Origin of the sequence: Curtobacterium sp. PhB137 (assembly GCF_003814955.1) — a bacterium.
Classification (GTDB): Bacteria; Actinomycetota; Actinomycetes; order Actinomycetales; family Microbacteriaceae; genus Curtobacterium.
In genome coordinates this window covers 281,271-304,384 of sequence record NZ_RKQO01000004.1, presented here as the reverse complement: position 1 = coordinate 304,384, position 23,114 = coordinate 281,271, and the positions used below count along the sequence as shown (strand labels likewise).

At 69.3% G+C, this 23,114-nt stretch carries 31 protein-coding genes; 28 read left to right on the top strand and 3 right to left on the bottom strand.

Annotated features, from left to right (window positions below):
* Positions 1-11 precede the first annotated feature (11 nt).
* The 19 genes from rplB (at position 12) to map (ending at position 10,622) form a co-directional block, all read left to right on the top strand.
* Positions 12-851: a 50S ribosomal protein L2 gene (rplB, locus tag EDF28_RS01725; protein ID WP_111083467.1), complete on the top strand. Its 840-nt coding sequence runs from the start codon at positions 12-14 to the stop codon at positions 849-851.
* 11 nt (positions 852-862) lie between these two features.
* A complete protein-coding gene (gene rpsS / locus EDF28_RS01720) occupies positions 863-1,144 on the top strand; it encodes a 30S ribosomal protein S19 (RefSeq protein WP_017885529.1) in 282 nt (93 codons plus the stop codon).
* A 25-nt stretch (positions 1,145-1,169) separates the two neighbouring features.
* Complete coding sequence (rplV, locus tag EDF28_RS01715; protein ID WP_111083466.1) at positions 1,170-1,562, top strand: 50S ribosomal protein L22; 393 nt, start codon at positions 1,170-1,172, stop codon at positions 1,560-1,562.
* Positions 1,562-2,374, top strand: a complete 813-nt coding sequence (rpsC, locus tag EDF28_RS01710; protein ID WP_017885527.1) for a 30S ribosomal protein S3 — start codon at positions 1,562-1,564, stop codon at positions 2,372-2,374. Before rplV ends, rpsC begins: the two co-directional genes overlap by 1 nt.
* 2 nt (positions 2,375-2,376) lie before the next feature.
* Positions 2,377-2,796 (top strand): 50S ribosomal protein L16, encoded by a 420-nt coding sequence (gene rplP / locus EDF28_RS01705; RefSeq protein WP_111083465.1) that lies wholly within the window; start codon positions 2,377-2,379, stop codon positions 2,794-2,796.
* A complete protein-coding gene (gene rpmC / locus EDF28_RS01700) occupies positions 2,796-3,116 on the top strand; it encodes a 50S ribosomal protein L29 (protein WP_111083464.1) in 321 nt (106 codons plus the stop codon). The genes rplP and rpmC overlap by 1 nt, the downstream gene beginning before the upstream one ends.
* Positions 3,116-3,400 carry a 30S ribosomal protein S17 gene (gene rpsQ, locus EDF28_RS01695; RefSeq protein ID WP_111083463.1) on the top strand — a complete coding sequence of 95 codons (285 nt, stop codon included), beginning with the start codon at positions 3,116-3,118 and terminating at the stop codon, positions 3,398-3,400. The genes rpmC and rpsQ overlap by 1 nt, the downstream gene beginning before the upstream one ends.
* A gap of 31 nt (positions 3,401-3,431) precedes the next feature.
* A complete protein-coding gene (gene rplN / locus EDF28_RS01690; protein WP_111083462.1) occupies positions 3,432-3,800 on the top strand; it encodes a 50S ribosomal protein L14 in 369 nt (122 codons plus the stop codon).
* 3 nt (positions 3,801-3,803) lie between these two features.
* Positions 3,804-4,163: a 50S ribosomal protein L24 gene (gene rplX / locus EDF28_RS01685; RefSeq protein ID WP_111083461.1), complete on the top strand. Its 360-nt coding sequence runs from the start codon at positions 3,804-3,806 to the stop codon at positions 4,161-4,163.
* Entirely contained in the window at positions 4,163-4,756 is a 594-nt protein-coding gene (gene rplE, locus EDF28_RS01680; protein ID WP_111083460.1) for a 50S ribosomal protein L5, read from the top strand. The genes rplX and rplE overlap by 1 nt, the downstream gene beginning before the upstream one ends.
* A gap of 153 nt (positions 4,757-4,909) precedes the next feature.
* A complete protein-coding gene (gene rpsH / locus EDF28_RS01675) occupies positions 4,910-5,308 on the top strand; it encodes a 30S ribosomal protein S8 (RefSeq protein WP_017885519.1) in 399 nt (132 codons plus the stop codon).
* 6 nt (positions 5,309-5,314) lie between these two features.
* A complete protein-coding gene (gene rplF / locus EDF28_RS01670; RefSeq protein ID WP_111083459.1) occupies positions 5,315-5,851 on the top strand; it encodes a 50S ribosomal protein L6 in 537 nt (178 codons plus the stop codon).
* A gap of 2 nt (positions 5,852-5,853) precedes the next feature.
* Positions 5,854-6,228 carry a 50S ribosomal protein L18 gene (rplR, locus tag EDF28_RS01665; RefSeq protein WP_031259041.1) on the top strand — a complete coding sequence of 125 codons (375 nt, stop codon included), beginning with the start codon at positions 5,854-5,856 and terminating at the stop codon, positions 6,226-6,228.
* A complete protein-coding gene (rpsE, locus tag EDF28_RS01660; RefSeq protein WP_123936959.1) occupies positions 6,225-7,079 on the top strand; it encodes a 30S ribosomal protein S5 in 855 nt (284 codons plus the stop codon). Before rplR ends, rpsE begins: the two co-directional genes overlap by 4 nt.
* Positions 7,079-7,264 (top strand): 50S ribosomal protein L30, encoded by a 186-nt coding sequence (gene rpmD, locus EDF28_RS01655; RefSeq protein WP_173168934.1) that lies wholly within the window; start codon positions 7,079-7,081, stop codon positions 7,262-7,264. Before rpsE ends, rpmD begins: the two co-directional genes overlap by 1 nt.
* Positions 7,261-7,725, top strand: a complete 465-nt coding sequence (rplO, locus tag EDF28_RS01650; RefSeq protein ID WP_027466723.1) for a 50S ribosomal protein L15 — start codon at positions 7,261-7,263, stop codon at positions 7,723-7,725. The genes rpmD and rplO overlap by 4 nt, the downstream gene beginning before the upstream one ends.
* A gap of 147 nt (positions 7,726-7,872) precedes the next feature.
* Positions 7,873-9,195, top strand: coding sequence for a preprotein translocase subunit SecY (secY, locus tag EDF28_RS01645; protein WP_111083457.1), 1,323 nt, complete (start codon positions 7,873-7,875; stop codon positions 9,193-9,195).
* Positions 9,192-9,782 carry an adenylate kinase gene (locus EDF28_RS01640; protein WP_123293144.1) on the top strand — a complete coding sequence of 197 codons (591 nt, stop codon included), beginning with the start codon at positions 9,192-9,194 and terminating at the stop codon, positions 9,780-9,782. The genes secY and EDF28_RS01640 overlap by 4 nt, the downstream gene beginning before the upstream one ends.
* Before the next feature lie 6 nt (positions 9,783-9,788).
* Positions 9,789-10,622, top strand: coding sequence for a type I methionyl aminopeptidase (map, locus tag EDF28_RS01635; protein WP_123936958.1), 834 nt, complete (start codon positions 9,789-9,791; stop codon positions 10,620-10,622).
* Positions 10,623-10,844: 222 nt separating this feature from the next.
* On the opposite strand, the gene EDF28_RS19100 is transcribed toward map, so the two are convergent.
* Positions 10,845-12,131, bottom strand: a complete 1,287-nt coding sequence (locus EDF28_RS19100) for an LCP family protein (protein ID WP_185094111.1) — start codon at positions 12,129-12,131, stop codon at positions 10,845-10,847.
* 294 nt (positions 12,132-12,425) lie between these two features.
* On the opposite strand from EDF28_RS19100, the gene infA reads away from it, so the two are divergent.
* From infA to EDF28_RS01585, 8 genes are all read left to right on the top strand, one after another.
* Positions 12,426-12,647, top strand: a complete 222-nt coding sequence (gene infA, locus EDF28_RS01620) for a translation initiation factor IF-1 (protein ID WP_017885509.1) — start codon at positions 12,426-12,428, stop codon at positions 12,645-12,647.
* Positions 12,648-12,717: 70 nt separating this feature from the next.
* The gene (gene rpmJ / locus EDF28_RS01615) at positions 12,718-12,834 is read left to right on the top strand and encodes a 50S ribosomal protein L36 (protein ID WP_071276701.1); all 117 of its coding nucleotides are present in this window, start codon (positions 12,718-12,720) and stop codon (positions 12,832-12,834) included.
* 186 nt (positions 12,835-13,020) lie between these two features.
* Positions 13,021-13,395, top strand: a complete 375-nt coding sequence (rpsM, locus tag EDF28_RS01610) for a 30S ribosomal protein S13 (RefSeq protein WP_058728274.1) — start codon at positions 13,021-13,023, stop codon at positions 13,393-13,395.
* 9 nt (positions 13,396-13,404) lie between these two features.
* Positions 13,405-13,803, top strand: a complete 399-nt coding sequence (gene rpsK / locus EDF28_RS01605) for a 30S ribosomal protein S11 (protein WP_017885507.1) — start codon at positions 13,405-13,407, stop codon at positions 13,801-13,803.
* A gap of 190 nt (positions 13,804-13,993) precedes the next feature.
* The gene (locus EDF28_RS01600; protein WP_071259847.1) at positions 13,994-14,989 is read left to right on the top strand and encodes a DNA-directed RNA polymerase subunit alpha; all 996 of its coding nucleotides are present in this window, start codon (positions 13,994-13,996) and stop codon (positions 14,987-14,989) included.
* 63 nt (positions 14,990-15,052) lie between these two features.
* Positions 15,053-15,622 (top strand): 50S ribosomal protein L17, encoded by a 570-nt coding sequence (gene rplQ / locus EDF28_RS01595; protein WP_123293149.1) that lies wholly within the window; start codon positions 15,053-15,055, stop codon positions 15,620-15,622.
* A gap of 157 nt (positions 15,623-15,779) precedes the next feature.
* A complete protein-coding gene (locus EDF28_RS01590) occupies positions 15,780-16,898 on the top strand; it encodes a hypothetical protein (protein ID WP_123936957.1) in 1,119 nt (372 codons plus the stop codon).
* A gap of 41 nt (positions 16,899-16,939) precedes the next feature.
* Entirely contained in the window at positions 16,940-20,146 is a 3,207-nt protein-coding gene (locus EDF28_RS01585) for a BTAD domain-containing putative transcriptional regulator (RefSeq protein WP_123936956.1), read from the top strand.
* Between the two features lie 24 nt (positions 20,147-20,170).
* Here the strand turns inward: EDF28_RS01585 and EDF28_RS01580 are convergent, their stop codons facing one another.
* Positions 20,171-21,004: an ABC transporter permease gene (locus tag EDF28_RS01580; protein ID WP_123339476.1), complete on the bottom strand. Its 834-nt coding sequence runs from the start codon at positions 21,002-21,004 to the stop codon at positions 20,171-20,173.
* Entirely contained in the window at positions 21,001-22,014 is a 1,014-nt protein-coding gene (locus EDF28_RS01575; protein WP_123936955.1) for an ATP-binding cassette domain-containing protein, read from the bottom strand. Before EDF28_RS01575 ends, EDF28_RS01580 begins: the two co-directional genes overlap by 4 nt.
* 175 nt (positions 22,015-22,189) lie before the next feature.
* Between EDF28_RS01575 and truA the strand changes: the two genes are divergently transcribed.
* Entirely contained in the window at positions 22,190-23,077 is an 888-nt protein-coding gene (truA, locus tag EDF28_RS01570; protein WP_260154466.1) for a tRNA pseudouridine(38-40) synthase TruA, read from the top strand.
* The last annotated feature ends 37 nt before the right edge of the window (positions 23,078-23,114 follow it).

Sequence of the window (23,114 nt, the reverse complement as noted above, 5' to 3'; positions counted from 1 at the left end):
AGGGATAAATCATGGCTATTCGTAACTACAAGCCGACGACCCCCGGTCGTCGCGGCTCGTCGGTCGCCGACTTCGCTGAGATCACCCGTTCGACTCCGGAGAAGTCCCTGCTTCGTCCGCTGCCGAAGACCGGTGGTCGCAACAGCTCCGGCCGCATCACCACGCGTCACATCGGTGGTGGCCACAAGCGCCAGTACCGCGTGATCGACTTCCGTCGCTCCGACAAGGACGGCGTGGACGCCAAGGTCGCTCACATCGAGTACGACCCCAACCGCACTGCGCGCATCGCGCTCCTGCACTACGTGGACGGCACGAAGCGGTACATCATCGCGCCGAACAAGCTCAAGCAGGGCGACGTCATCGAGCAGGGCCCCGGCGCCGACATCAAGCCCGGCAACAACCTGCCGCTGCGCAACATCCCCGTGGGTACCGTCGTGCACGCCATCGAGCTCCGCCCCGGTGGCGGCGCGAAGATGGCCCGCTCGGCTGGCGCCTCGGTGCGTCTCGTCGCCAAGGACGGCCCCTACGCGCAGCTCCGTCTGCCGTCGGGCGAGGTCCGCAACGTCGACGCACGCTGCCGCGCCACGATCGGCGAGGTCGGCAACGCCGAGCAGTCGAACATCAACTGGGGCAAGGCCGGCCGCATGCGCTGGAAGGGCGTCCGCCCGACCGTGCGTGGTGTCGCGATGAACCCGGTCGACCACCCCCACGGTGGTGGCGAGGGCAAGACCTCCGGTGGTCGTCACCCGGTCAGCCCCTGGGGCCAGGCCGAGGGTCGCACGCGCAAGCCGAACAAGCCGAGCGACAAGCTCATCGTCCGTCGCCGTAACGCCGGCAAGAAGCGCAAGTAGGAGTTCAGAAGATGCCACGCAGTCTGAAGAAGGGCCCCTTCGTCGACGAGCACCTGCTCCGCAAGGTCGTCACGCAGAACGAGGCCAACACCAAGAACGTGATCCGTACCTGGTCGCGGCGGTCGATGATCGTCCCGAACATGCTCGGTCACACCATCGCGGTGCACGACGGCCGCAAGCACATCCCGGTGTTCGTCACCGAGTCGATGGTCGGTCACAAGCTCGGCGAGTTCGCGCCGACCCGCACCTTCCGTGGTCACGTGAAGGACGACAAGAAGGGCCGTCGCCGCTAACGCGGGGACGCAGAGGAGGAACGAAATGGTGGAGTCGATCGCACGCGTGCGACACATCCGCGTCACGCCTCAGAAGGCCCGTCGCGTCATCGAGCTGATCCGCGGCAAGCAGGCCCACGAGGCGCTCGCCATCCTGAAGTTCGCCCCCCAGGGCGCTTCGGAGCCCGTGTACAAGCTGGTCGCCTCGGCGATCGCGAACGCCCGGGTGAAGGCTGACTCGACGAACAGCTTCCTCGACGAGCGCGACCTCTACGTGAGCCGCGTCTTCGTCGACGAGGGAACGACCCTGAAGCGGTTCCAGCCGCGCGCCCAGGGCCGGGCCTTCCGCATCAACAAGCGCACCAGCCACATCACGGTCGTCCTCGCGACGCCGGAAGAGGCCGAGGCTGCCGCGACGAGCAAGAAGGCGAGCAACTAATGGGCCAGAAGGTCAACCCGTACGGCTTCCGTCTCGGGATCACGACGGACCACGTCTCGCACTGGTTCACCGACAGCAAGAAGGCCGGTCAGCGCTACGCCGACTACGTGGCCGAGGACATCAAGGTGCGCGAGTACCTGAAGAAGACCCTCGACCGCGCCGGTGTTGCTCGCATCGAGCTCGAGCGCACCCGTGACCGTGTCCGCGTGGACATCCACACGGCGCGTCCGGGCATCGTCATCGGCCGCCGCGGCGCCGAGGCGGAGCGCGTTCGCGGTGAGCTCGAGAAGCTCACCAAGAAGCAGATCCAGCTGAACATCCTCGAGGTCAAGAACCCCGAGACCGAGGCCCAGCTCGTCGCGCAGGGCATCGCCGAGCAGCTCTCCGCTCGTGTCGCGTTCCGTCGCGCCATGCGCAAGGGCCTGCAGGGTGCACAGCGCGCCGGCGCCAAGGGTGTCCGCATCCAGGTGTCGGGCCGTCTCGGCGGCGCCGAGATGTCCCGTTCGGAGTTCTACCGCGAAGGCCGTGTGCCGCTGCACACCCTCCGCGCGAACATCGACTACGGCTTCTACGAGGCCCGGACCACGTTCGGCCGCATCGGCGTGAAGGTCTGGATCTACAAGGGCGACATCACGAACAAGGAGCTCGCTCGCGAGCAGGCGAACCAGCGTTCGTCGCGCCCCGAGCGTCGTGGCGGCCCGCGCGGTGAGCGTGGCGACCGTGGCGGCGACCGTCGTGGCGGCGACCGCGGTGACCGCCGCCCGCAGCAGGCCCCGCAGGACGCGCCGGCCGGCGCAGGAGTTGAGGCGTAACCATGCTTATTCCCCGTCGAGTCAAGCACCGTAAGCAGCACCACCCGAAGCGTTCGGGTCAGGCAACCGGTGGTACCAAGGTCAGCTTCGGCGACTACGGCATCCAGGCCCTCACCCCGGCGTACGTGACCAACCGTCAGATCGAGTCCGCTCGTATCGCCATGACGCGTCACATCAAGCGTGGCGGCAAGGTCTGGATCAACATCTACCCGGACCGCCCGCTCACGAAGAAGCCGGCTGAGACCCGCATGGGTTCCGGTAAGGGCTCGCCCGAGTGGTGGGTCGCCAACGTCAAGCCGGGTCGTGTGCTCTTCGAGCTCTCCGGCGTCACCGAGGACATCGCCCGTGAGGCGCTGACCCGTGCAATCCACAAGCTGCCCCTCAAGGCACGCATCATCAAGCGCGAGGAGGGCGACGCATAATGGCGATCGGTTCCAAGGAGCTCCGTCCGACGGAGCTCGACACGTTCGAGAACGAGCGTCTCGCTGACGAGCTGAAGAAGGCCAAGGAGGAACTCTTCAACCTCCGCTTCCAGTCGGCCACCGGCCAGCTGGAGAGCCACGGTCGTCTCCGTGCCGTCAAGCGCGACATCGCTCGCATCTACACCGTCCTCCGCGAGCGCGAGCTCGGCATCCGTGCCACTCCCGCGCCCGTCGAGACCGCCACCAAGGCCAAGAAGACGACGAAGAAGGCTGACAAGCCGGCTGAGTCGACCGAGGCCGAGACCGCCGAGGAGAAGTAATGGCGAACGAAGAGAAGACCTCCGCCGCCCTCACTCGCGGCTACCGCAAGACGCGTCGCGGCTACGTGACCAGCGACAAGATGGACAAGACCATCGTGGTCGAGGTCGAGGACCGCGTGAAGCACGCGCTCTACGGCAAGATCATCCGTCGCACGTCCAAGGTGAAGGCCCACGACGAGCTCGGCACCGCTGGTGTCGGTGACCTCGTCGTGATCAGCGAGACCCGTCCCCTCAGCGCTTCCAAGCGCTGGCGCCTGGTCGAGATCCTCGAGAAGGCCAAGTAGGCCTCGGCCTGCTTCGGAATAGGAGACAGCAGTGATTCAGCAGGAATCCCGCCTGAAGATCGCCGACAACACGGGTGCCAAGGAGATCTTGACCATCCGCGTGCTCGGTGGTTCGGGTCGTCGCTACGCCGGTCTCGGTGACGTCATCGTCGCCACGGTGAAGGACGCCATCCCCGGCGGCAACGTGAAGAAGGGTGACGTCGTCAAGGCGGTCATCGTTCGCACCAAGAAGGAGACCCGTCGTCAGGACGGCTCCTACATCAAGTTCGACGAGAACGCGGCAGTGATCCTCAAGGCCGACGGCGACCCGCGCGGCACGCGCATCTTCGGTCCGGTCGGTCGCGAGCTCCGTGACAAGAAGTTCATGAAGATCATCTCGCTCGCGCCGGAGGTGCTGTAAGCCATGGCGAACATCAAGAAGGGTGACCTCGTCCAGGTCATCACGGGCGCGACGCAGGAGCGTGGCGGCGACCGTGGCAAGCAGGGCAAGGTCATCGAGGTCCTCAAGGACAAGCAGCGCGTCGTCGTCGAGGGCGTGAACTTCGTCACGAAGCACGTCCGCGTCGGCCAGACACAGCGCGGCTCGAAGACGGGTGGCATCGAGAAGCACGAAGCCTCGATCCACGTGTCGAACGTCGCGCTCGTCGACCCGAAGACGAAGAAGCCGACCCGCGTCGGCTTCCGTACCGAAGAGGTGGAGAAGGGCGGGGTCAAGAAGACCGTCCGTGTCCGCTACGCCAAGAAGTCAGGTGAAACGCTCTGATGACTGACACGACTGCAACGACTGAGGCCCCCAAGGCCCAGCCGCGCCTCAAGCAGAAGTACAAGGACGAGATCAAGGCCACGCTCACCGAGCAGTTCGGCTACGCGAACGTCAACCAGGTCCCCGGCCTGGTCAAGGTCGTCGTGAACACCGGTGTCGGCGAGGCCGCTCGCGACTCGAAGATCATCGAGGGGGCCATCAAGGACCTCACGGCGATCACGGGTCAGAAGCCCCAGGTCAACATCGCTCGCAAGTCCATCGCGCAGTTCAAGCTGCGCGAGGGTCAGGCGATCGGTGCGCACGTCACCCTCCGTGGTGACCGCGCCTGGGAGTTCCTCGACCGCCTGATCTCCCTCGCACTGCCCCGCATCCGCGACTTCCGCGGTCTCAGCGACAAGCAGTTCGACGGGAACGGCAACTACACGTTCGGTCTCTCGGAGCAGTCCGTGTTCCACGAGATCGACCAGGACCGCATCGACCGTGTCCGCGGCTTCGACATCACTGTCGTCACCACCGCGAAGACGGACGACGAGGGACGCGCGCTGCTCCGTCAGCTCGGCTTCCCGTTCCGCTCCAACGAGCAGACGGTCTAAACTACTTCGGGCGGTGCGGGCCGGAGGATTCACGTCCTCCGGCCCGCACGCACGAACACACCGATCCTGGGGAACCGCCCCGGGATCACTCGATCGCTCAGGTCGGCATTCGTGGAACGGGTGTCGAAACCAGGCGAGAAATGGACGAACATCATGACGATGACCGATCCGGTCGCAGACATGCTGACCAGATTGCGGAACGCGAACTCCGCGCACCACGACGCCGTCGCGCTCCCGAGCTCCAAGCTCAAGAAGAACATCGCCGACATCCTCAAGCGTGAGGGCTACATCAGCGAGTGGAAGGTGGAGGACGCCCGAGTCGGGCAGACCCTCACCATCGACCTGAAGTACGGCCCCGAGCGCGAGCGTTCGATCGCCGGCATCAAGCGCGTGTCGAAGCCGGGCCTCCGGGTCTACGCGAAGTCGACGGAGATCCCCCAGGTCCTCGGTGGCCTCGGCGTGGCGATCCTCTCGACCTCGTCCGGCCTGCTGACCGACCGCGAAGCCGAGCAGAAGGGCGTGGGTGGGGAAGTCCTCGCCTACGTGTGGTGATCGACAATGTCACGAATCGGACGTCTTCCCATCGACATCCCCGCCGGCGTGACCGTCTCCGTTGACGGTCAGAGCGTGGCGGTCAAGGGCCCGAAGGGCGAGCTCGCGCTCGTCATCGCGGAGCCCATCCAGGCCAAGGTCGAGGAGAACCAGGTTCTCGTCACCCGTCCGGACGACGAGCGCGAGTCGCGTTCGCTCCACGGCCTGACCCGTACCCTCATCGCCAACAACATCATCGGCGTGACCCAGGGCTACACCAAGGGCCTCGAGGTCGTCGGCACCGGTTACCGCGTGCAGGCGAAGGGCTCGAACCTCGAGTTCGCGCTCGGGTACTCCCACTCGATCACGGTCGAGCCGCCCGCGGGCATCAGCTTCGCGGTCGAGGGCAACAACAAGGTCACGGTCGCCGGCATCGACAAGCAGGCAGTCGGCGAAGTGGCGGCGAACATCCGGAAGCTCCGGAAGCCCGAGCCGTACAAGGGCAAGGGTGTCCGTTACGCCGGCGAGAACGTGCGCCGCAAGGCCGGAAAGTCAGGTAAGTGATCATGGGACTCCTCAAGACACGAGGCAAGAGCAAGGCGGCCGCCAAGGCGCGTCGTCACAACCGTCTCCGCAAGAAGATCACCGGCACCGAGGCTCGTCCCCGTCTCGCCGTCACCCGCTCGTCGCGTCACGTGTTCGTGCAGGTCATCGACGACGCGAAGGGTCACACCCTCGCAAGCGCCTCGACGATGGAGGCAGACCTCCGCTCGTTCGACGGCGACAAGACCGCCAAGGCCCGTCGCGTCGGTGAGCTCCTCGCCGAGCGCGCGAAGTCGGCTGGCGTCGAGGCCGTGGTCTTCGACCGCGGTGGCAGCAAGTACGCCGGTCGCGTCGCCGCGATCGCCGATGGTGCCCGTGAAGGAGGGCTGAACCTGTGAGCGACAACGCGAACACCAACGAAGACGCCAAGACCGAGGCCGTCGAGGCCACGGACGCCGTCGAGACCACCGAGGCGAGCACGGAGGCCCCCGAGGCCACCGAGGCGACCGCTGAGGGCACCGAGGCAACTGCTGAGGGCACCGACACCGCCGCGAAGGGCAAGGAGGCGGAGGCACCTGCCGTCGCCGAGCGTCCCGTCGAGACCGCTGCCGGTTCCGCATCGAACAACCGCGACTCGGCTGACAACCGTGGCCGTCGTGGTGGCGGTCGTGACCGTCAGCAGGGCCGCGACCGCAACAACCGCGGTGGCGACAGCCAGTTCCTCGAGCGCGTGGTGACCATCAACCGCGTGTCGAAGGTCGTCAAGGGTGGTCGTCGCTTCAGCTTCACGGCGCTCGTCGTCGTGGGTGACGGCAACGGCCTCGTGGGCGTCGGCTACGGCAAGGCCAAGGAGGTCCCCACGGCGATCTCCAAGGGTGTCGAAGAGGCGAAGAAGAACTTCTTCCGCGTCCCCCGCGTCGGCAACACCATCCCGCACCCCGTGCAGGGTGAAGCCGCTGCTGGCGTCGTCCTCCTGCGTCCGGCTGGCCCGGGTACCGGTGTCATCGCCGGTGGTCCCGTCCGCGCCGTGCTCGAGTGCGCCGGCATCCACGACGTCCTGAGCAAGTCGCTCGGTTCGTCGAACACCATCAACATCGTGCACGCGACCGTCGAGGCTCTGAAGCAGCTCGAGGAGCCCCGCGCCGTCGCGAGCCGTCGTGGCCTCGACGTCGAGCGGGTCGTCCCGGCTCGTCTGCTCCAGGCCGAGGCCGCAGCACTGCGTGCCGCGACCGAGAAGGCAGGTGCGTGATGGCGACGCTGAAGATCACGCAGATCAAGTCCGTTATCAGCGAGAAGCAGTACCAGCGCGACACGCTCCGCAGCCTGGGTCTCAAGCGCATCGGCCGTACGGTCGAGCGTGAGGACAACGCCCAGAACCGCGGGTACATCGCAACGGTGGCGCACCTCGTGAAGGTCGAGGAGGTCGACGCATGAGCGACGAGAAGAACGAGCGCGTGCAGGTGCTGAAGCTGCACCACCTCCGCCCCGCAGAGGGCGCCAAGAAGGACCGCACCCGTGTGGGTCGCGGTGAGGGCTCGAAGGGCAAGACCGCTGGGCGTGGTACCAAGGGCACGAAGGCCCGCTACCAGGTCCGGGTCGGCTTCGAGGGTGGGCAGATGCCGCTGCACATGCGCACCCCGAAGCTCCGCGGGTTCAAGAACCCGTTCCGGGTCGAGTACCAGGTCGTGAACCTGGACAAGATCTCGGAGCTCTACCCCGATGGTGGCGACGTCACCGTTGCGGGCCTGGTCGCCAAGGGCGCCGTCCGCAAGAACGAGAAGGTCAAGGTTCTCGGTCAGGGTGACATCACCGTGAAGATCACGGTCACGGTCGACAAGGTCTCGGCGTCCGCCGCCGAGAAGATCGTGGCTGCTGGCGGCACCGTCTCCCAGTAACCCCCGTCGGCGGCCCGTGCGTTTGCGCACGGGCCGCCGTTACGGTTTCCTTGACAGTGGCCGGCATCCGCCAGCCTGGTCGGCCCTGCCGACCGACACCGGAACGGCCGCGATCGACGGCCCCGGTCCCAGAAGTTCGGAGTCCTCGTGTTCAGAGCGGTCGCGCGCATCATGCGCACCCCTGATCTTCGCAAGAAGATCGGCTTCACCCTCGCGATCATCGCGCTGTTCCGCCTCGGGTCGTACATCCCGGCACCGTTCGTCGACTACGCGGCCGTGCAGAGCTGTCTCGCCAGCGCCTCGTCGTCCGGCGGTCTCTACGACCTGATCAACCTGTTCTCCGGCGGCGCGCTGCTGAAGCTCTCGGTCTTCGCGCTCGGCATCATGCCGTACATCACGTCGTCGATCATCGTGCAGCTCCTGCGCGTGGTCATCCCGCACTTCGACTCCCTCTACAAGGAGGGCCAGTCCGGTCAGGCGAAGCTGACGCAGTACACGCGCTACCTCACGATCGCGCTGGGCGTGCTGCAGTCCACCACCCTGATCACGGTCGCCCGCTCGGGTGCCCTCTTCGGCACGAACGCGTCGTCCTCCTGCTCGTCGATCATCTCGAACGACAGCTGGTACGCGATCATGCTCATGGTCGTCACGCTGACCGCCGGTACCGGCCTCATCATGTGGATGGGCGAGCTCGTCACCGAGCGCGGCATCGGCAACGGCATGTCGCTCCTCATCTTCACGTCGATCGCGGCGCAGTTCCCGTCGGCGCTGTGGGCCATCGAGCAGTCGCAGTCGTTCGAGCTCTTCCTGTTCGTCATCCTGGTCGGACTGGTCATCATGATGGCCGTCGTGTTCGTCGAGCAGTCGCAGCGGCGGATCCCGGTCCAGTACGCCAAGCGCATGGTCGGCCGACGCACGTACGGCGGCAACAACACGTACATCCCGATCAAGGTGAACATGGCCGGCGTCGTGCCCGTCATCTTCGCGTCGTCGCTGCTGTACCTGCCGGCCCTGGTCGCGCAGTTCAACAAGCCCTCGGACGGCTCCGAGCCCGCGGCGTGGGTCACCTGGATCGAGAACAACCTCGTCTCCGGCGACAACCTGTTCTACATGGTGCTGTACTTCCTGCTCATCGTCGGGTTCACGTACTTCTACGTGGCGATCACCTTCAACCCCGAAGAGGTCGCCGACAACATGAAGAAGTACGGCGGGTTCATCCCCGGCATCCGTGCCGGTCGTCCGACCGCCGAGTACCTCGACTACGTCCTCACCCGGGTGACGCTGCCCGGCTCGCTCTACCTCGGTTTCATCGCGCTCATCCCGCTGGCAGCACTGGCGCTGTTCGGCGCGAACCAGAACTTCCCGTTCGGTGGCGCGAGCATCCTGATCATCGTGGGTGTCGGTCTCGAGACCGTGAAGCAGATCGACTCGCAGCTGCAGCAGCGTCACTACGAAGGGCTTCTCCGTTGAGCGCACGTCTCATCATCGTCGGACCCCCCGGAGCGGGGAAGGGCACCCAGGCCGGGCGGATCGCCGAGTCCTTCGGGATCCCGGCGGTCTCGACGGGCGACATCTTCCGCAAGAACGTCGCAGAGGGCACGCCGCTCGGTGTGCAGGCCAAGGCGATCATGGACGCCGGCGACTACGTGCCGGACTCCTTGACGAACGAGCTCGTGAAGTCGCGCCTGAACGAGGCCGACGCAGCCGAGGGGTTCCTGCTCGACGGGTACCCCCGCACGGTCGGGCAGGTCGAGTACCTCGACGCGCTGCTCGCCGAGCAGGGCACCGGGATCGACGCGGTCGTGCAGCTCGTCGCCGACCAGGACGAGCTCGTCGGCCGGTTGCTCAAGCGTGCCGAGCAGCAGGGCCGCAGTGACGACAACGAGGAGACGATCCGTCGTCGCCAGCAGGTCTACACCGAGCAGACCGCTCCGATCGTCGGTGCCTACGGCGACCGCGGTCTCGTCCTCGACGTCGACGGCCTCGGCGCGATCGACGAGGTCGGCGACCGCATCCAGGCGGCGCTGTCGGCTCGCGGGCTCACCGCGGGCGTCTGACCCGGCGTGGTCCGTTTCCGCAAGCCCTCGATCTACAAGACGCCGGACGAGCTCCGCGCCATGGTGCGCCCCGGGCTGCTGACCGCCGAGGCGCTCGACGCCGTGCGTGCGGCGATCCGTCCCGGCATCACGACCGGTGAGCTCGACGAGATCGCCGAGCGGACGATCCGGGCCGGCGGCGGGATCCCGAACTTCCAGCTCGTGCCGGGCTACCGGCACACGCTGTGCGTGTCCGTGAACGACGAGATCGTGCACGGCATCCCCGGTGACCGCCTGCTCGCTCCCGGTGACATCGTGTCGGTGGATGCCGGTGCCGAGGTCGACGGCTGGAACGGCGACAGCGCGTTCACCACGGTCGTACCCGGTGGTGACGCCGAGGTGTCCGCAGCACGCCAGACGCTCTGCGACACCACGGAGCGCTCGCTCTGGCACGGCATCGCGGCGCTCGCCCACGCGAAGAACCTGCACGAGGTCGGTTCCGCGGTCGAGGACGCGATCGACGAGACCGGCGCCTGGGGCATCGTCGAGGACTACACGGGGCACGGCATCGGTCGCTCCATGCACGAGGACCCGCCGGTCTTCAACTACAGCGTCCGCGGTGCCGGTCCGGCGGTGAAGCCCGGCCTGGTGGTGGCCATCGAGCCGATGGTCACCGCGGGCACGATCGACAGCTCGACGGACGACGACGACTGGACCGTCCGCACGATGGACGGCAAGGACGCCGCGCACTGGGAACACAGTGTCGCTGTGCACGCCGACGGCGTGTGGGTCCTGACGGCCGCCGACGGCGGCGCTGCGGGCCTGGCCCCGCTGGGCGTGACGCCCGTCCCGATCCCGTAGGACGGGCCTCCAGTCCGACACGCCACTGCCGGCCGCACACCCCGACCGGGAGGCTCGGCGCAGCTCCGTCCCGCAGCGCGCGCCTGGCGGTCCCACGTCCACGGCCGCGAGAGACGCCGTCGTCGTGCGGAGACGCCGGCAAGACGCCGAGACGCCGTCGGATCCGGCGGCGTCTCGTGCGTTCGGGGGTGTCGTGCCAGGACGACGGTGTCTGGGGTGCGGTCAGTTGCCGACGGAGCAGGTCTGCTCGGAGGCGCTCTGCCCGGTGATCGACGAGGGCAGCGGGGTCGACGTCGCCGTGCTCGTGGCCGACGAGCTCGGTGCGGACGACGTGCCCGACGATGCGCCGCTCGACGCGGGCGACGACGCCGTGTCGGACGGCGTGGTGCCGGTCGACGGTGCGGTCGTCGCGGTGCCCCCGGCGGTCGGTGACTCCTCGGATGCGCGCCCGGTGCTCGAGTCGCTCAGCGAGGACTTCACGTCGTTCTGCAGCGCCACGTTGAGCGTGTGGGCGGTCTCCTGGTCGACGATCACCCGCGCGCTGTCGTCGGGGTCGTCGGCGACGGGGTACTGCACGAAGAGCATGTTGGCGGTGCTCATGCCGCGCAGTGCCGAAGCGAGGCCGACGAGGGTGCGGGTCTGGGCCAGGCCGTCGGACAGCGTCATGTTCGACAGGGCCGCGCCGGCGAGCTTGTAGAGCGTGATGGGGTTCGACAGGGTCCCGTCGGAGGTGACCTTGCGGAGCAGCGCCGACAGGAACACCTGCTGCGAGCTGATCCGGGCCAGGTCGCTGCCGTCGCCGACGCCGTGGCGGGTGCGCAGGAACGCGAGGGCGTCGGAGCCCTCGAGGTTGTGCGAGCCGGCCGTGAGGTGCAGCCCGGTGAAGGTGTCGTCGATGGGCTCCGCGACGCAGACGTCGACGCCGCCCAGGGCGTTCGACATCTCGATCACGCCGTCGAAGGTGATGAGCCCGGCGTAGGGGATGCTCAGGCCGGTGAGGTTCTCGACGGTGTCGACGACGCACGAGACGCCACCGTTGCCGAGCGCCGTGTTGAACATGGCGGAGGTCGAGGCCGGGTACGTCGTCCCGCTCGCGGGGTTGGTGCAGGCCGGGATCGGGACCATCAGGTCGCGGGGGAAGCTGACCGCGGTGAGCTGCTGGTGGTCCTCGGAGATGTGGATGAGCATCGTGACGTCGTTGCGGGCGCCCTCGACGTCCTCGTCGGAGTCGAACTGTCCGACGCGGGTGTCGCTGCCGATGAGCAGGATGTTCGCCCCGCCCTTGATCGCCGTGATGTCGGCGGTCTTCGCGGTGCTCTGGTCGTCGGTGCTGAGCTGCACGGTCTGCGGTGCGGTGGCCAGCTGGGCGCCGGCGATGGCGGCGACGCTCGTCCCGCTCACGAGCACGACGGCCAGCGCCGAGGCCACGACGGTCACGAGCGTGGTCCAGCCGCGACGGCGGGCCTGCTTGCCGTGTGCGGCGAAGGGGCGTCGTGTGGCGTCGGGCACGTGGTCTCCGTTCGGTGGTCCGCGCAGGGTACGTGGGCGGCGGACGTGGCTGCGGAGCAACGCTACGGTCCGGGCACAAGCTCCGGCCCGGAGCACGCCGTCAAACCACTGTGGAACACTCAGGCGTGCTCGCGGAAGCCCCAGGTGAGGGGGCGTGCCGCGCCTGCACTTGGCAATTGCGGGTTTACCACATAAGATCGATCTTTGGTGTGTCATGCCCTCTCGGGTGTGGCGACCGACCCGCAGACCGGTTCGGGGATCACACCTGTTCCACAACCAAGCGACAGTGAGGCTATGGCCAAGAAAGACGGCGTCATCGAGATCGAAGGCTCGGTGCTCGAAGCTCTGCCCAACGCGATGTTCCGCGTTGAGCTGACGAACGGACACAAGGTCCTCGCGCACATCTCCGGGAAGATGCGCCAGCACTACATCCGCATCCTCCCCGAGGACCGCGTGATCGTGGAGCTGAGCCCGTACGACCTGACCCGCGGCCGGATCGTCTACCGCTACAAGTGATCCGCGAGCTGGAAAGGAACGGCTCGGCAATCCTGCCGCGCACGAAGCCAGCGAGCACGAGGAAAGAACAATGAAGGTCAACCCCAGCGTCAAGCCCATGTGCGAGCACTGCCGAGTGATCCGCCGCAAGGGCCGCGTCATGGTGATCTGCAAGAGCAACCCGCGTCACAAGCAGCGCCAGGGCTAGTCCCGGGCGCGTGACCGGCGCCGACGCTGTCCCTCGGACAGCAGGCTGCTCGAGCACGACCCACAACTGAAGATCGACAACGCAGTACCAGAACCCGGTCGCACCACGGCCGGGGGACACCTCGGGTCGGAGGCCCGGGCACCGGTACTGCTCCACACCTCCATCGACAACAGGAGCAGCCATCACATGGCACGTCTAGCAGGCGTCGACATCCCGCGCGAGAAGCGCGTGGAGATCGCACTCACGTACATCTACGGCGTCGGCCGTACCCGCGCGGTCCAGGCACTCGCCGAGACCGGTATCTCCGGTGACATCCGCGTCAAGGACCTGACCGACGACCAGCTCGTCGCCCTCCGTGACTTCATCGAGGGCAACTTCAAGGTGGAGGGTGACCTCCGCCGCGAGGTGGCAGCCGACATCCGTCGCAAGGTCGAGATCGGTAGCTACGAGGGTCTTCGCCACCGTCGTGGTCTCCCGGTGCGCGGTCAGCGCACCAAGACCAACGCGCGTACCCGCAAGGGACCGAAGCGCACCGTGGCAGGCAAGAAGAAGGCTCGATAGGAGACCCCGATGGCTACCCCCAAGACTGCCGCGCGCAAGCCGCGCCGCAAGGAGAAGAAGAACGTCGCAGTGGGCCAGGCCCACATCAAGAGCACGTTCAACAACACGATCGTCAGCATCACCGACCCGTCGGGTGCCGTCCTCAGCTGGGCGTCCTCGGGTGCCGTGGGCTTCAAGGGTTCGCGCAAGTCGACGCCGTTCGCGGCGCAGCTCGCCGCCGAGTCCGCTGCGCGTCAGGCGCAGGAGCACGGCGTCAAGAAGGTCGACGTCTTCGTGAAGGGTCCGGGTTCGGGCCGCGAGACCGCGATCCGTTCGCTCCAGGCCGCTGGCCTCGAGGTCGGTTCGATCAACGACGTCACTCCGCAGGCGCACAACGGTTGCCGCCCGCCGAAGCGTCGTCGCGTCTGACGCGAGGAGCAACCGGCCGCGCCCTGCTCGTCCCCTGACGGGGTCGGGCAGGGCCCGCGGCCATTCCTGGTCGTTCGATCGCGCACATCGGTGCGCGTGATCACAACTCAACAGACCCGTCGGGGCCCACGCGGCCCCGTCGTACCGCCAAGTGTCATATAGCGGACACTTCGCCGAAAGGAATCCCACAGTGCTCATTGCACAGCGCCCCACCCTGACCGAGGAGTCGATCTCCGAGCACCGCTCGCGCTTCGTCATCGAGCCGCTCGAGCCGGGCTTCGGTTACACCCTCGGCAACTCGCTGCGCCGCACGCTCCTCTCCTCGATCCCCGGCGCGGCTGTCACCAGCATCCGCATCGACGGTGTCCTCCACGAATTCAGCACCGTTCCCGGTGTGAAGGAAGACGTCACCGAGATCATCCTCAACATCAAGAGCCTCGTCGTCTCCAGCGAGCACGACGAGCCGATCACCGCGTACCTGCGCAAGCAGGGTGCCGGTCAGGTCACCGCAGCGGACATCTCCGCTCCGGCCGGCGTCGAGATCCACAACCCGGAACTCGTCATCGCGACCCTGAACGACACCGCGCGGTTCGAGCTCGAGCTCACGATCGAGCGCGGCCGCGGCTACGTCTCGGCCACGCAGAACCGTTCCGAGTTCTCCGAGGCCGGTCAGATCCCGATCGACTCGATCTACTCGCCGGTCCTCAAGGTCACCTACCGCGTCGAGGCGACGCGTGCCGGTGAGCGCACGGACTTCGACCGCCTGGTCGTCGACGTCGAGTCGAAGCCGGCGATCACGCCGCGCGACGCCATCGCGTCGGCCGGTCGCACGCTGGTCGAGCTGTTCGGGCTCGCTCGCGAGCTCAACACGGCCGCAGAGGGCATCGAGATCGGCCCCGCGCCGGTCGACGCTGTCCTGTCGAACGAGCTGCAGACGCCGATCGAGGACCTCGACCTGTCGGTCCGCAGCTACAACTGCCTGAAGCGCGAGGGCATCAACACGGTGTCCGAGCTCGTCGCCCTGTCGGAGACGCAGCTCATGAACATCCGCAACTTCGGTCAGAAGTCGGTGGACGAGGTCAAGGACAAGCTCACCGAGCTCGGCCTGTCCCTCAAGGACACCGTCCCCGGATTCGACGGCGCCCACTTCTACAGCGGGTACGACGAGGACGAGTCCAACAACTGATCTCGCGCTCACGCGCAAGCGCGCTGACACCGCGCGCACCACTTTCACCACTGGAGAACTGACATGCCGAAGCCCACCAAGGGCCCCCGCCTCGGTGGCGGTCCCGCTCACGAGCGCCTGCTCCTGAGCAACCTCGCCAACGCCCTCTTCACGCACGGCCGCATCACGACCACCGAGACGAAGGCCAAGCGCCTCCGTCCGGTCGCCGAGCGGCTCATCACGTTCGCGAAGCGCGGCGACCTGCACGCTCGTCGTCGGGTCATCGCGACCCTGCGCGACAAGTCCGTCGTGCACACGCTGTTCACGGAGATCGCCCCGCAGGTCGAGGACCGTCAGGGCGGTTACACCCGCATCACGAAGCTCGGCTTCCGCAAGGGCGACAACGCCCCGCTGGCGTCGATCGAGCTCGTCCTCGAGCCGGTGTCGGGCACGCCCGCCCCGGTGAAGCGCACCGCGGCTCCGGCCGCCGCCGCTCCGGTCGAGGAGCCGGCTGCCGACGAGACCACCGAGGAGGCCCCGGTCGAGGCGACCGAGACCACCGAGGAGTCCGCGCCGGTCGAGTCGGAGACCGAGACCGAGGCTGCCGCCGAGGTCGAGGCCGACGCCGCCGAGAAGAGCGACGACACCAAGTAGGACCCCGCGTCACCACGAAGCCCCCGCGACCCAGGTCGCGGGGGCTTCGTCGCGTTCGGGAGCGCTACCCCTGCTCCCCGACGTCCGGAGAACGCAGGACCGTCGCCTTCCCAGTGGGCGCCCCGTAGCGTGTCCGCCCGACAGGGAGAGTCACCACATGGAGTTCCAACACATCGCGGGCGTCGGTCGCCGCGCGTGGCGGTGGAGCCGCACGTCCGGCACACAGCCGCGACTGCTGCACGCAGCCAAGGCCGCCGGCGCCGCGGCACTGGCCTGGTTCATCGCCAGGCACGTGCCCGGGGTCGCGTCCGACTACCCGTACTACGCACCGCTCGGGGCGATCGTCGCGATGCAGACGACGGTCTACGCGGGGCTGCGCAACGGCATCCAGACGCTCGTCGGCATCCTGCTCGGCATCGCCGTCGCGGGCTTCACGATGATCGTGGGCGACCCGGGGATCCTCGCCGTGGCCCTGGCGGTCGGCGTCGGCGTGCTCGTCGGCGGGTTCCGGGTGCTCGGCGAGGGCAGCACCTGGGTCTCGACGGCGGCGTTGTTCGTGCTGCTCGTCGGCGGGGCGAACGCCGAGGGCTACTCGTTCGGGTACCTGGTGCAGATGGGCGTCGGCGTCGTGGTCGGCCTGCTCGTGAACTTCCTGGTGTTCCCGCCGCTGCACTTCTGGGACGCCGAACGTCGGATCGACGAGGTGAACGCCGTGTTGGCCGAGCACCTCGAGGGGCTCGCGCGCGTGCTGGAGACCGGCAAACGCGACGAGGACGCCTGGAACCGGCAGCAGGACAAGCTCGACCGTGCGATCGCCGACGTGCGCGCGCGGGTGTCCGTTGCGCACGAGAGCCGGAAGATCAACCCCCGCGGGGCGCTCCGCGGGTCACGGGCTCGGCTCCAGCAGGACGGGGCACGCTTCCGGGCGCTCGAACGGGTCGCCTGGTACACGACGGACCTCACCGAGCTCGTCGCCCGGTCGGGTCCGGTGTCGGCGAACATCGGGCGTCCGGATCCGGCGTTCACCGAGCCCCTCACGGAGGCGCTCCGTCAGCTCGCGTGCATGATCCGCGGGGAGTGCCCCGAGGACGAAGGCGACAAGGCGATCGAGCGACTCGAGCAGGCGCTCGACGCTTCGCGCGAGAACCCCTCGCACGTCGCGGTGACGGCGTCTGCGCTCGTGGCGCTCCGCGGCATCGTGGAGTCCGAGCGCCGTGCGACGGACAACCTCGACACCCGCACGGGGCCGTCGGCGTTCCACCGTCCGCGCGGCTGACGCGAGGACCCCGTGACACCGGCGCTCCGTAGACTCGCACCGTGACCGTCCCGCCCCGAATCAACGTCCTCGGACCGGTCACGGTGACGGGTGCGGACGGCCGGCAGTCGCCGGTGCCCGGTGCGCTCGCTCGGTCGTTCGTGACGGCGCTGGTGCTCGCGCGCGGCCACGCCCTGACCACCGAGTCCCTGATCGACGACCTCTGGCCGGACGTGCAGCCGCGGGGTGCCCGTGCGGCGCTGCAGACGCTCGTGTCCCGACTGCGCCGGAGCGTGGCGGACGGCCTCGTGGTGTCGACGAGCACCGGGTACGCGTTGGGCGGCGACCCCGAGGACGTCGACCTCGCCCGCGCCGAGCGTGCGGTGGGCGAGGCAGAGCCGGCAGCGGTCCGTGCCGCCCTCGACCTCTGGCGTGGTGAACCGGGCGCCGACGTCGACGGCGACCTGGGCGCAGCACTCGCGGACCGTGCGGCAGCGCTCCGGCGGACACTCCGACGCGCGCTCGGCGGTGCACTGCTCGACGAGGGCGACGCCGACGAGGCCGCCGCACTCTGGGCAGCAGAGGCCGTCGCCAACCCCTACGACGAGGTCGCGGTCGCCGGTTCGATGCGTGCCCTCGCCGCGGCCGGCCGCACGAGCGAGGCCATCGCCGCCTTCGCAGCGCACCGTGACCGGCTCGCCGACGAACTCGGCGCCGACCCCTCGGCCGACCTGGTCCGCCTCAACGCCGAGTTGCTGCGTCGGTCCGGCCCCGCCACGGGCAGCGTCCGCCGCGTCGGCCTGCGTGCTGCGCCGAACACCTTGGTCGGGAGGGAGGCCGACCTCGCCGCCGTCTCGGACCTGCTGTCCGCCGGACGGCTGGTCACGATCCTCGGTGCGGGTGGGCTGGGGAAGACCCGCCTCGCGCAGGCGGTCGCCGCCGGCCTGCCGCCGACACACGGCGTCGTCGTGTTCGAGCTCGCGCCGCTCGCCACGGCTGACGACATCGTGCCGGCCCTCGGCGCGCTGCTCGGGATCGCCGAGTTCCGCTCCACCAGGTCGCTCCGGGACGCCGTCGCGGCCGACCTGCGCACCCGGGTCGTGCGGGCGCTCGCCGACGGGCCGACCGTGCTCGTCCTGGACAACTGCGAACACCTGGTGGCCGAGGTCGCCGCCTTCGCCGCGGACCTGCTCGCGACCGTGCCCGAGCTGCGGATCCTGACGACGTCACGCGCGCCGCTCGCCATCGCCGGCGAGGTCGTGGCTCCCCTCGCGCCCCTGCCCGTCGAGGCCGACGGGGCAGCCGTCCGGCTGTTCACCGAGCGGGCGCGGGCCGCACGACCCGGAGCCGTGCTGCCGGTGGACGCGGTGCGCCGGATCTGCACGCGGCTCGACGGGTCACCGCTGGCCATCGAGCTCGCGGCCGCACGCATCCGGGGGATGAGCGCCGACGAGATCGAGCGCCGGCTGGACGACCGGTTCGCGCTGCTGCGCGGCGGCGACCGGAGCGCCCCGGAGCGGCACCGCACCCTGCTCGCCGTGATCGAGTGGAGCTGGCGCCTGCTCGACGACGGGGCCCAGGACCTGTTGACCCGGCTGGCGCTCTTCCCGGACGGACTCGCGGTCGACGCCGTCGAGGCCGTCGCCGCCCCGGACCGCCGGGCCGACGCGCTCGACGACCTCGCCGAGCTCGTGGAGCAGTCGCTCGTGCAGCTCGTCGAGCACGAGGGCGAGCCCGTGCGGTACCGGCTGCTCGAGACCGTGCGGGAGTTCGGTGCCGCCCGGCTGGGGGACCGCGGCGCCACCGAGGCCGTCCGAGCGGCCATGATCAGCTGGGGCCGTGGGTTCGCGGCCGAGCGCAACCTCCTCACCATCACGGGTTCCGCCCAGCTCGAGCGGTTCCGCGAGGTCGCCCGCGAATCCGACAACCTCGTCACGCTGCTCCGCTGGAGCCTGGCGGCCGACGACACCGCGGCGGTCGCGCACCTGTTCGCGGCCCTCGGCGGCTACTGGTCGCTGCGCGGTGCCCACGGTGAGGTCGTCGCACTCGGCCCCGAGGTCGTCCCGGTCCTGCGCCGTACCGGACCGGCGACCGAGGACCGTGCCGCGACCGTGCTCGGACTCGTCGTCACCGGCGGGTCCTCCGCGTTCAGCGACAAGCGCACCGCAGCCCTGGCCGTGTCGACCCTGCGCCGCGTGATGCGCGACGGCACCACCGGGTTCGCGGTGCTCGACGCCCAGGCAGCGCTGCTCCTCACCCTGGGGCGACCGGCCGACGGGTACGCCCTGCTCGCCCGCTACCGCGACGACCCGGAGCCCGGGGTCGCCTGCCTGGCGAACATGCTCAGCGCGCCGCTCGCCGAGAACGACGGGGAGTCCGCCGTCGCCCTGCGGTACGCGACCCGCGCCGAGACGCTCTCGCGGTCGAGCGACGACGCCTGGACCACCGGGTCGATCGCCGTCACCATGACCCAGCTCCTGGCGCAGACCGGCCGGCACGCAGACGCCCTGCGGTCCGCCGAGGTCGCCCGCGAGCAGCTCGAACGGTTCGGGGCCGACGACGACCTGTACGAGATCGGCTGGACCGTCGGCCTCTGCGCCGCGAGCACCGGCGACGTCGTCCGTGCCCGGCAGGTCGCCGACGACCTGCAGCACCGGCCGGTCGAGGCCCGCGGCGGGTTCGACGAGGACCGCGTGCAGATCGGCGTGCTCGCGATGGCCATCGGCGCGGAGTGCTCGCGCTGGGAAGGAGCCCTCGACGACGCCGCGGCGGAGTACGCCCGCGCCTGGGACTCCGTGCTCCCCCTGCGGAAGCAGACGCCGCACTGGACGCTCATGGCGGGCTCGGCGCGGCTCGCGGCGCGGGACGAGGCGGCGGTGCACCGGACCGACGGAGCCGCGCCGGGCCTCCCGGTCGACGACGTGGCGGTCGCGAGACGCCTGCGCGTCGGTGCGCTCGTGATGCTGCGCGTCCACCCGTGGTGGCTGGACCTGCCCGTGATCGGGACCGCCCTGCTCGGCCTGGCGCTCGCCGCCGCCCGTGACGGACAGCCGGAGCACGCCGCTCGCTGCTGGGGGCTGGCGACCCGACTCGGTTCGCGGCAGGACTTCGGCGTGCTCGCGCACCCACGGATGCGGTCGGTGCTGGCCGACGCCCTCGGCGACGCGGTGCTGGCGGACGCCGAGACGGCCTCGGCCGGATCGAACCGGACCGAGGCCGTCTCGGAGGCGCGGCTCCTGCTCGAGGAGCTGCGGTTCCGCGCGCGCTGATCCGCGCGCGCTGATCCGCGCCCGTCAGGCCTTCCGCATGTACGCGCGGACCGTCAGTGGCGCGAACACCGCGACCACGACCGCTGCGCCGAGCAGGCTGATCCAGAGGTCGACGCCCACCGTGCCGTGGTTCACGAGCTCGCGGACCGCCGTGATGAGGTGCGAGATCGGGTTCACCTCGGAGAACCAGCGCAGCCAGTCCGGCAGGGTGTCCGCCGGCACGAACGCGTTCGACAGGAACGTCAGCGGGAACAGCACCATGTTGGAGATGCCGGAGACGCTCGACGCCGTCCGCGCGACGACGCCGAAGTAGGCGAAGATCCAGCTGATCGCCCACGCGACGACGATGACCAGCAACCCGGCCAGGACGACCGCACCGAAGCCGCCGGCCGGACGCAGACCCATGATGATGCCGACCGTGAAGGTGATCGTCGTGGCGATCGCGTACCGGACGGTGTCGGCGAGCAGCGCACCCGCGAGCGGGGCGATCCGGGCGATGGGCAGGGACTTGAAGCGGTCGAAGACGCCCTTGTCCATGTCCTCGCGCAGCTGCACGCCCGTGACGATCGACGACGTGATGTTCGTCTGGACCAGGATGCCGGGGATGATGATCGGCAGGTAGCTCGCGACGTCACCCGCGATCGCACCACCGAAGATGTACGTGAACATCACGGTGAAGATGATCGGCATCAGGGTGACGTCGAACAGCTGCTCGGGGGTGCGCCGGACCTTGATCAGCCCGCGGTACGCCATCGTGAGCGACTGCCGGACGGTGGCGCCGAGGCCGGTCGCACCGACGCCGGGGCGCGGGGTGATCCGGGGCGCAGCGGTGCCCGTGGTGGTGGTGATGGTGGTCATGCGATGCTCCCTGCGAGTTCGCGGTCGGTGCTGTCGTTGGCGTCGTCGGTGCCGTCGTCGTCGGTGGTCGCCGGTGCGCCGGTGATCGTCAGGAAGACCTCGTCGAGGGTGGGCTTCTGCACGCTCATCTCGGCGAGGGTGATGCCGGCCTCGCGGAACGACACCAGCAGGTCCGTCACGCGGTCGGGGTCCGACATCGGTGCGGTGAGACGCGAGCCCTCGGGGCTGGCCACCGCGTCGACACCGAGGGTGTTCCGGACGATCGTGCGCGCGGCGTCGAGCCGGAGCGCATCGGTCAGGCGGAGCTGCAGCGACGAACTGCCGATCGAGGCCTTCAGCTCGTCGCTCGTGCCCTCGGCGACGACCTTGCCGTGGTCGATGACCGCGATGCGGTCGGCGAGCTGGTCCGCCTCGTCCAGGTACTGCGTCGTCAGCAGCACCGTCGAACCCGTCGCCACGAGCTCGCGGATGGTGTCCCACATCTGCGCACGGGTGCGGGGGTCGAGCCCCGTCGTCGGCTCGTCGAGGAAGATCAGCGGCGGCTGCGCGATGAGGCTCGCAGCCAGGTCGAGCCGGCGACGCATGCCACCGGAGAAGCCCTTGAGCGGGCGTGACGCGGCCTCGGTCAGCCCGAAGCGTTCGAGCAGTTCCACGGCCTTCCGCTTCGCGTCCGCGCGGGACAACCCGAGCAGGCGCGCGAAGATCACCAGGTTCTCGGTCGCGCTGAGCGTCTCGTCGACGCTGGCGTACTGGCCCGTCACCCCGATCAGGGTGCGGACCGTCTGCGCCTCGCGCCGGACGTCGTGCCCGAAGATCCGGGCCTCGCCGCCGTCCGCCTTGAGCAGGGTCGCGAGCATGGAGATGGTGGTGGTCTTGCCGGCGCCGTTGGGACCGAGCACGCCGTAGACCGTGCCGGCCTCCACACGGAGGTCGACACCGTCCACTGCGCGGTTCGTCCCGAAGGTCTTCACGAGGCCGGAGGCCTCCACCGCGAGCGGTGTCGTGGTCATCGAAATGTCCTTTCGTCGATGTCGAGGACGATGGTGCCGCGGGGCGCTCACGCGGCACTGACGTGGCGCTGACACCGGTGGACAGCGCGCGTCAGCGGCGCAGCGGCCTTCGGTTGTGCAGACGGGTGTCCGCCGACTGCCGGGAGGCGCGGTGCAGCCCCGGTACGGTGGTCGCGTGGACGAGACGGCGGGCCCGCAGAGCGGCGGCGAGGTTGCCGGGATCCGTCTGCGGCTGGACATCGCGTACGACGGGGCCGCGTTCTCCGGGTGGGCCCGGCAGCCCGGGCTGCGGACCGTGCAGGGCGCGCTCGAGGCCGCCCTCGCCACCGTCTTCACCCGGTGGGGTGAACCGCCACTGCTCACCGTCGCCGGACGCACCGACGCCGGCGTGCACGCCACCGGCCAGGTCGCCCACCTCGACCTGTCCGCCGAGCAGTGGGACGCGCTCAGCGCCAAACGCGGCACGGGGCGCTCGCCGCTGGACGGGCTCGTCAAACGCGTGAACGGCATCGCGGCACCCGAGGGCGACGTCGTCGTCACCCGGGCGTCGGTCGCACCCGACGGGTTCGACGCACGGTTCTCGCCGCTCTGGCGACGGTACGAGTACCGGATCGCGGACGCCGACGCCCCGCGCGATCCACGTCGACGCGGGCACACGGTCTGGCACGGGGCGAGCCTCGACCCGGCAGCGATGGAGCGCGGTGCGCTGACGCTGTTGGGGCTGCACGACTTCGCGACGTTCTGCAAGCCGCGCGAGGGCGCGACGACCATCCGGACGTTGCAGGAGTTCCGCTGGGACCGCGAGCCGGACGGCGTGGTGGTGGCGCGCCTCCAGGCCGATGCGTTCTGCCACTCCATGGTGCGCGCGATGGTGGGGGCGACCATCGCCGTCGGCGAGGGGCGGTTCGGGCCGGAGCGGCTCGAGGAGCTCCGCGTCGCCGAGACGCGGACGAGCGCGTTCAAGACCGCACCGGCGAAGGGGCTGACGCTGACCGAGGTGGGGTACCCGGCCGACGCGGAGCTCGCGGGACGGGCGGAGCAGACGCGGGCGCGGCGGGAGTGAACGCCCGGCCCTGATGTTGCCGAACGCAATCATTCAT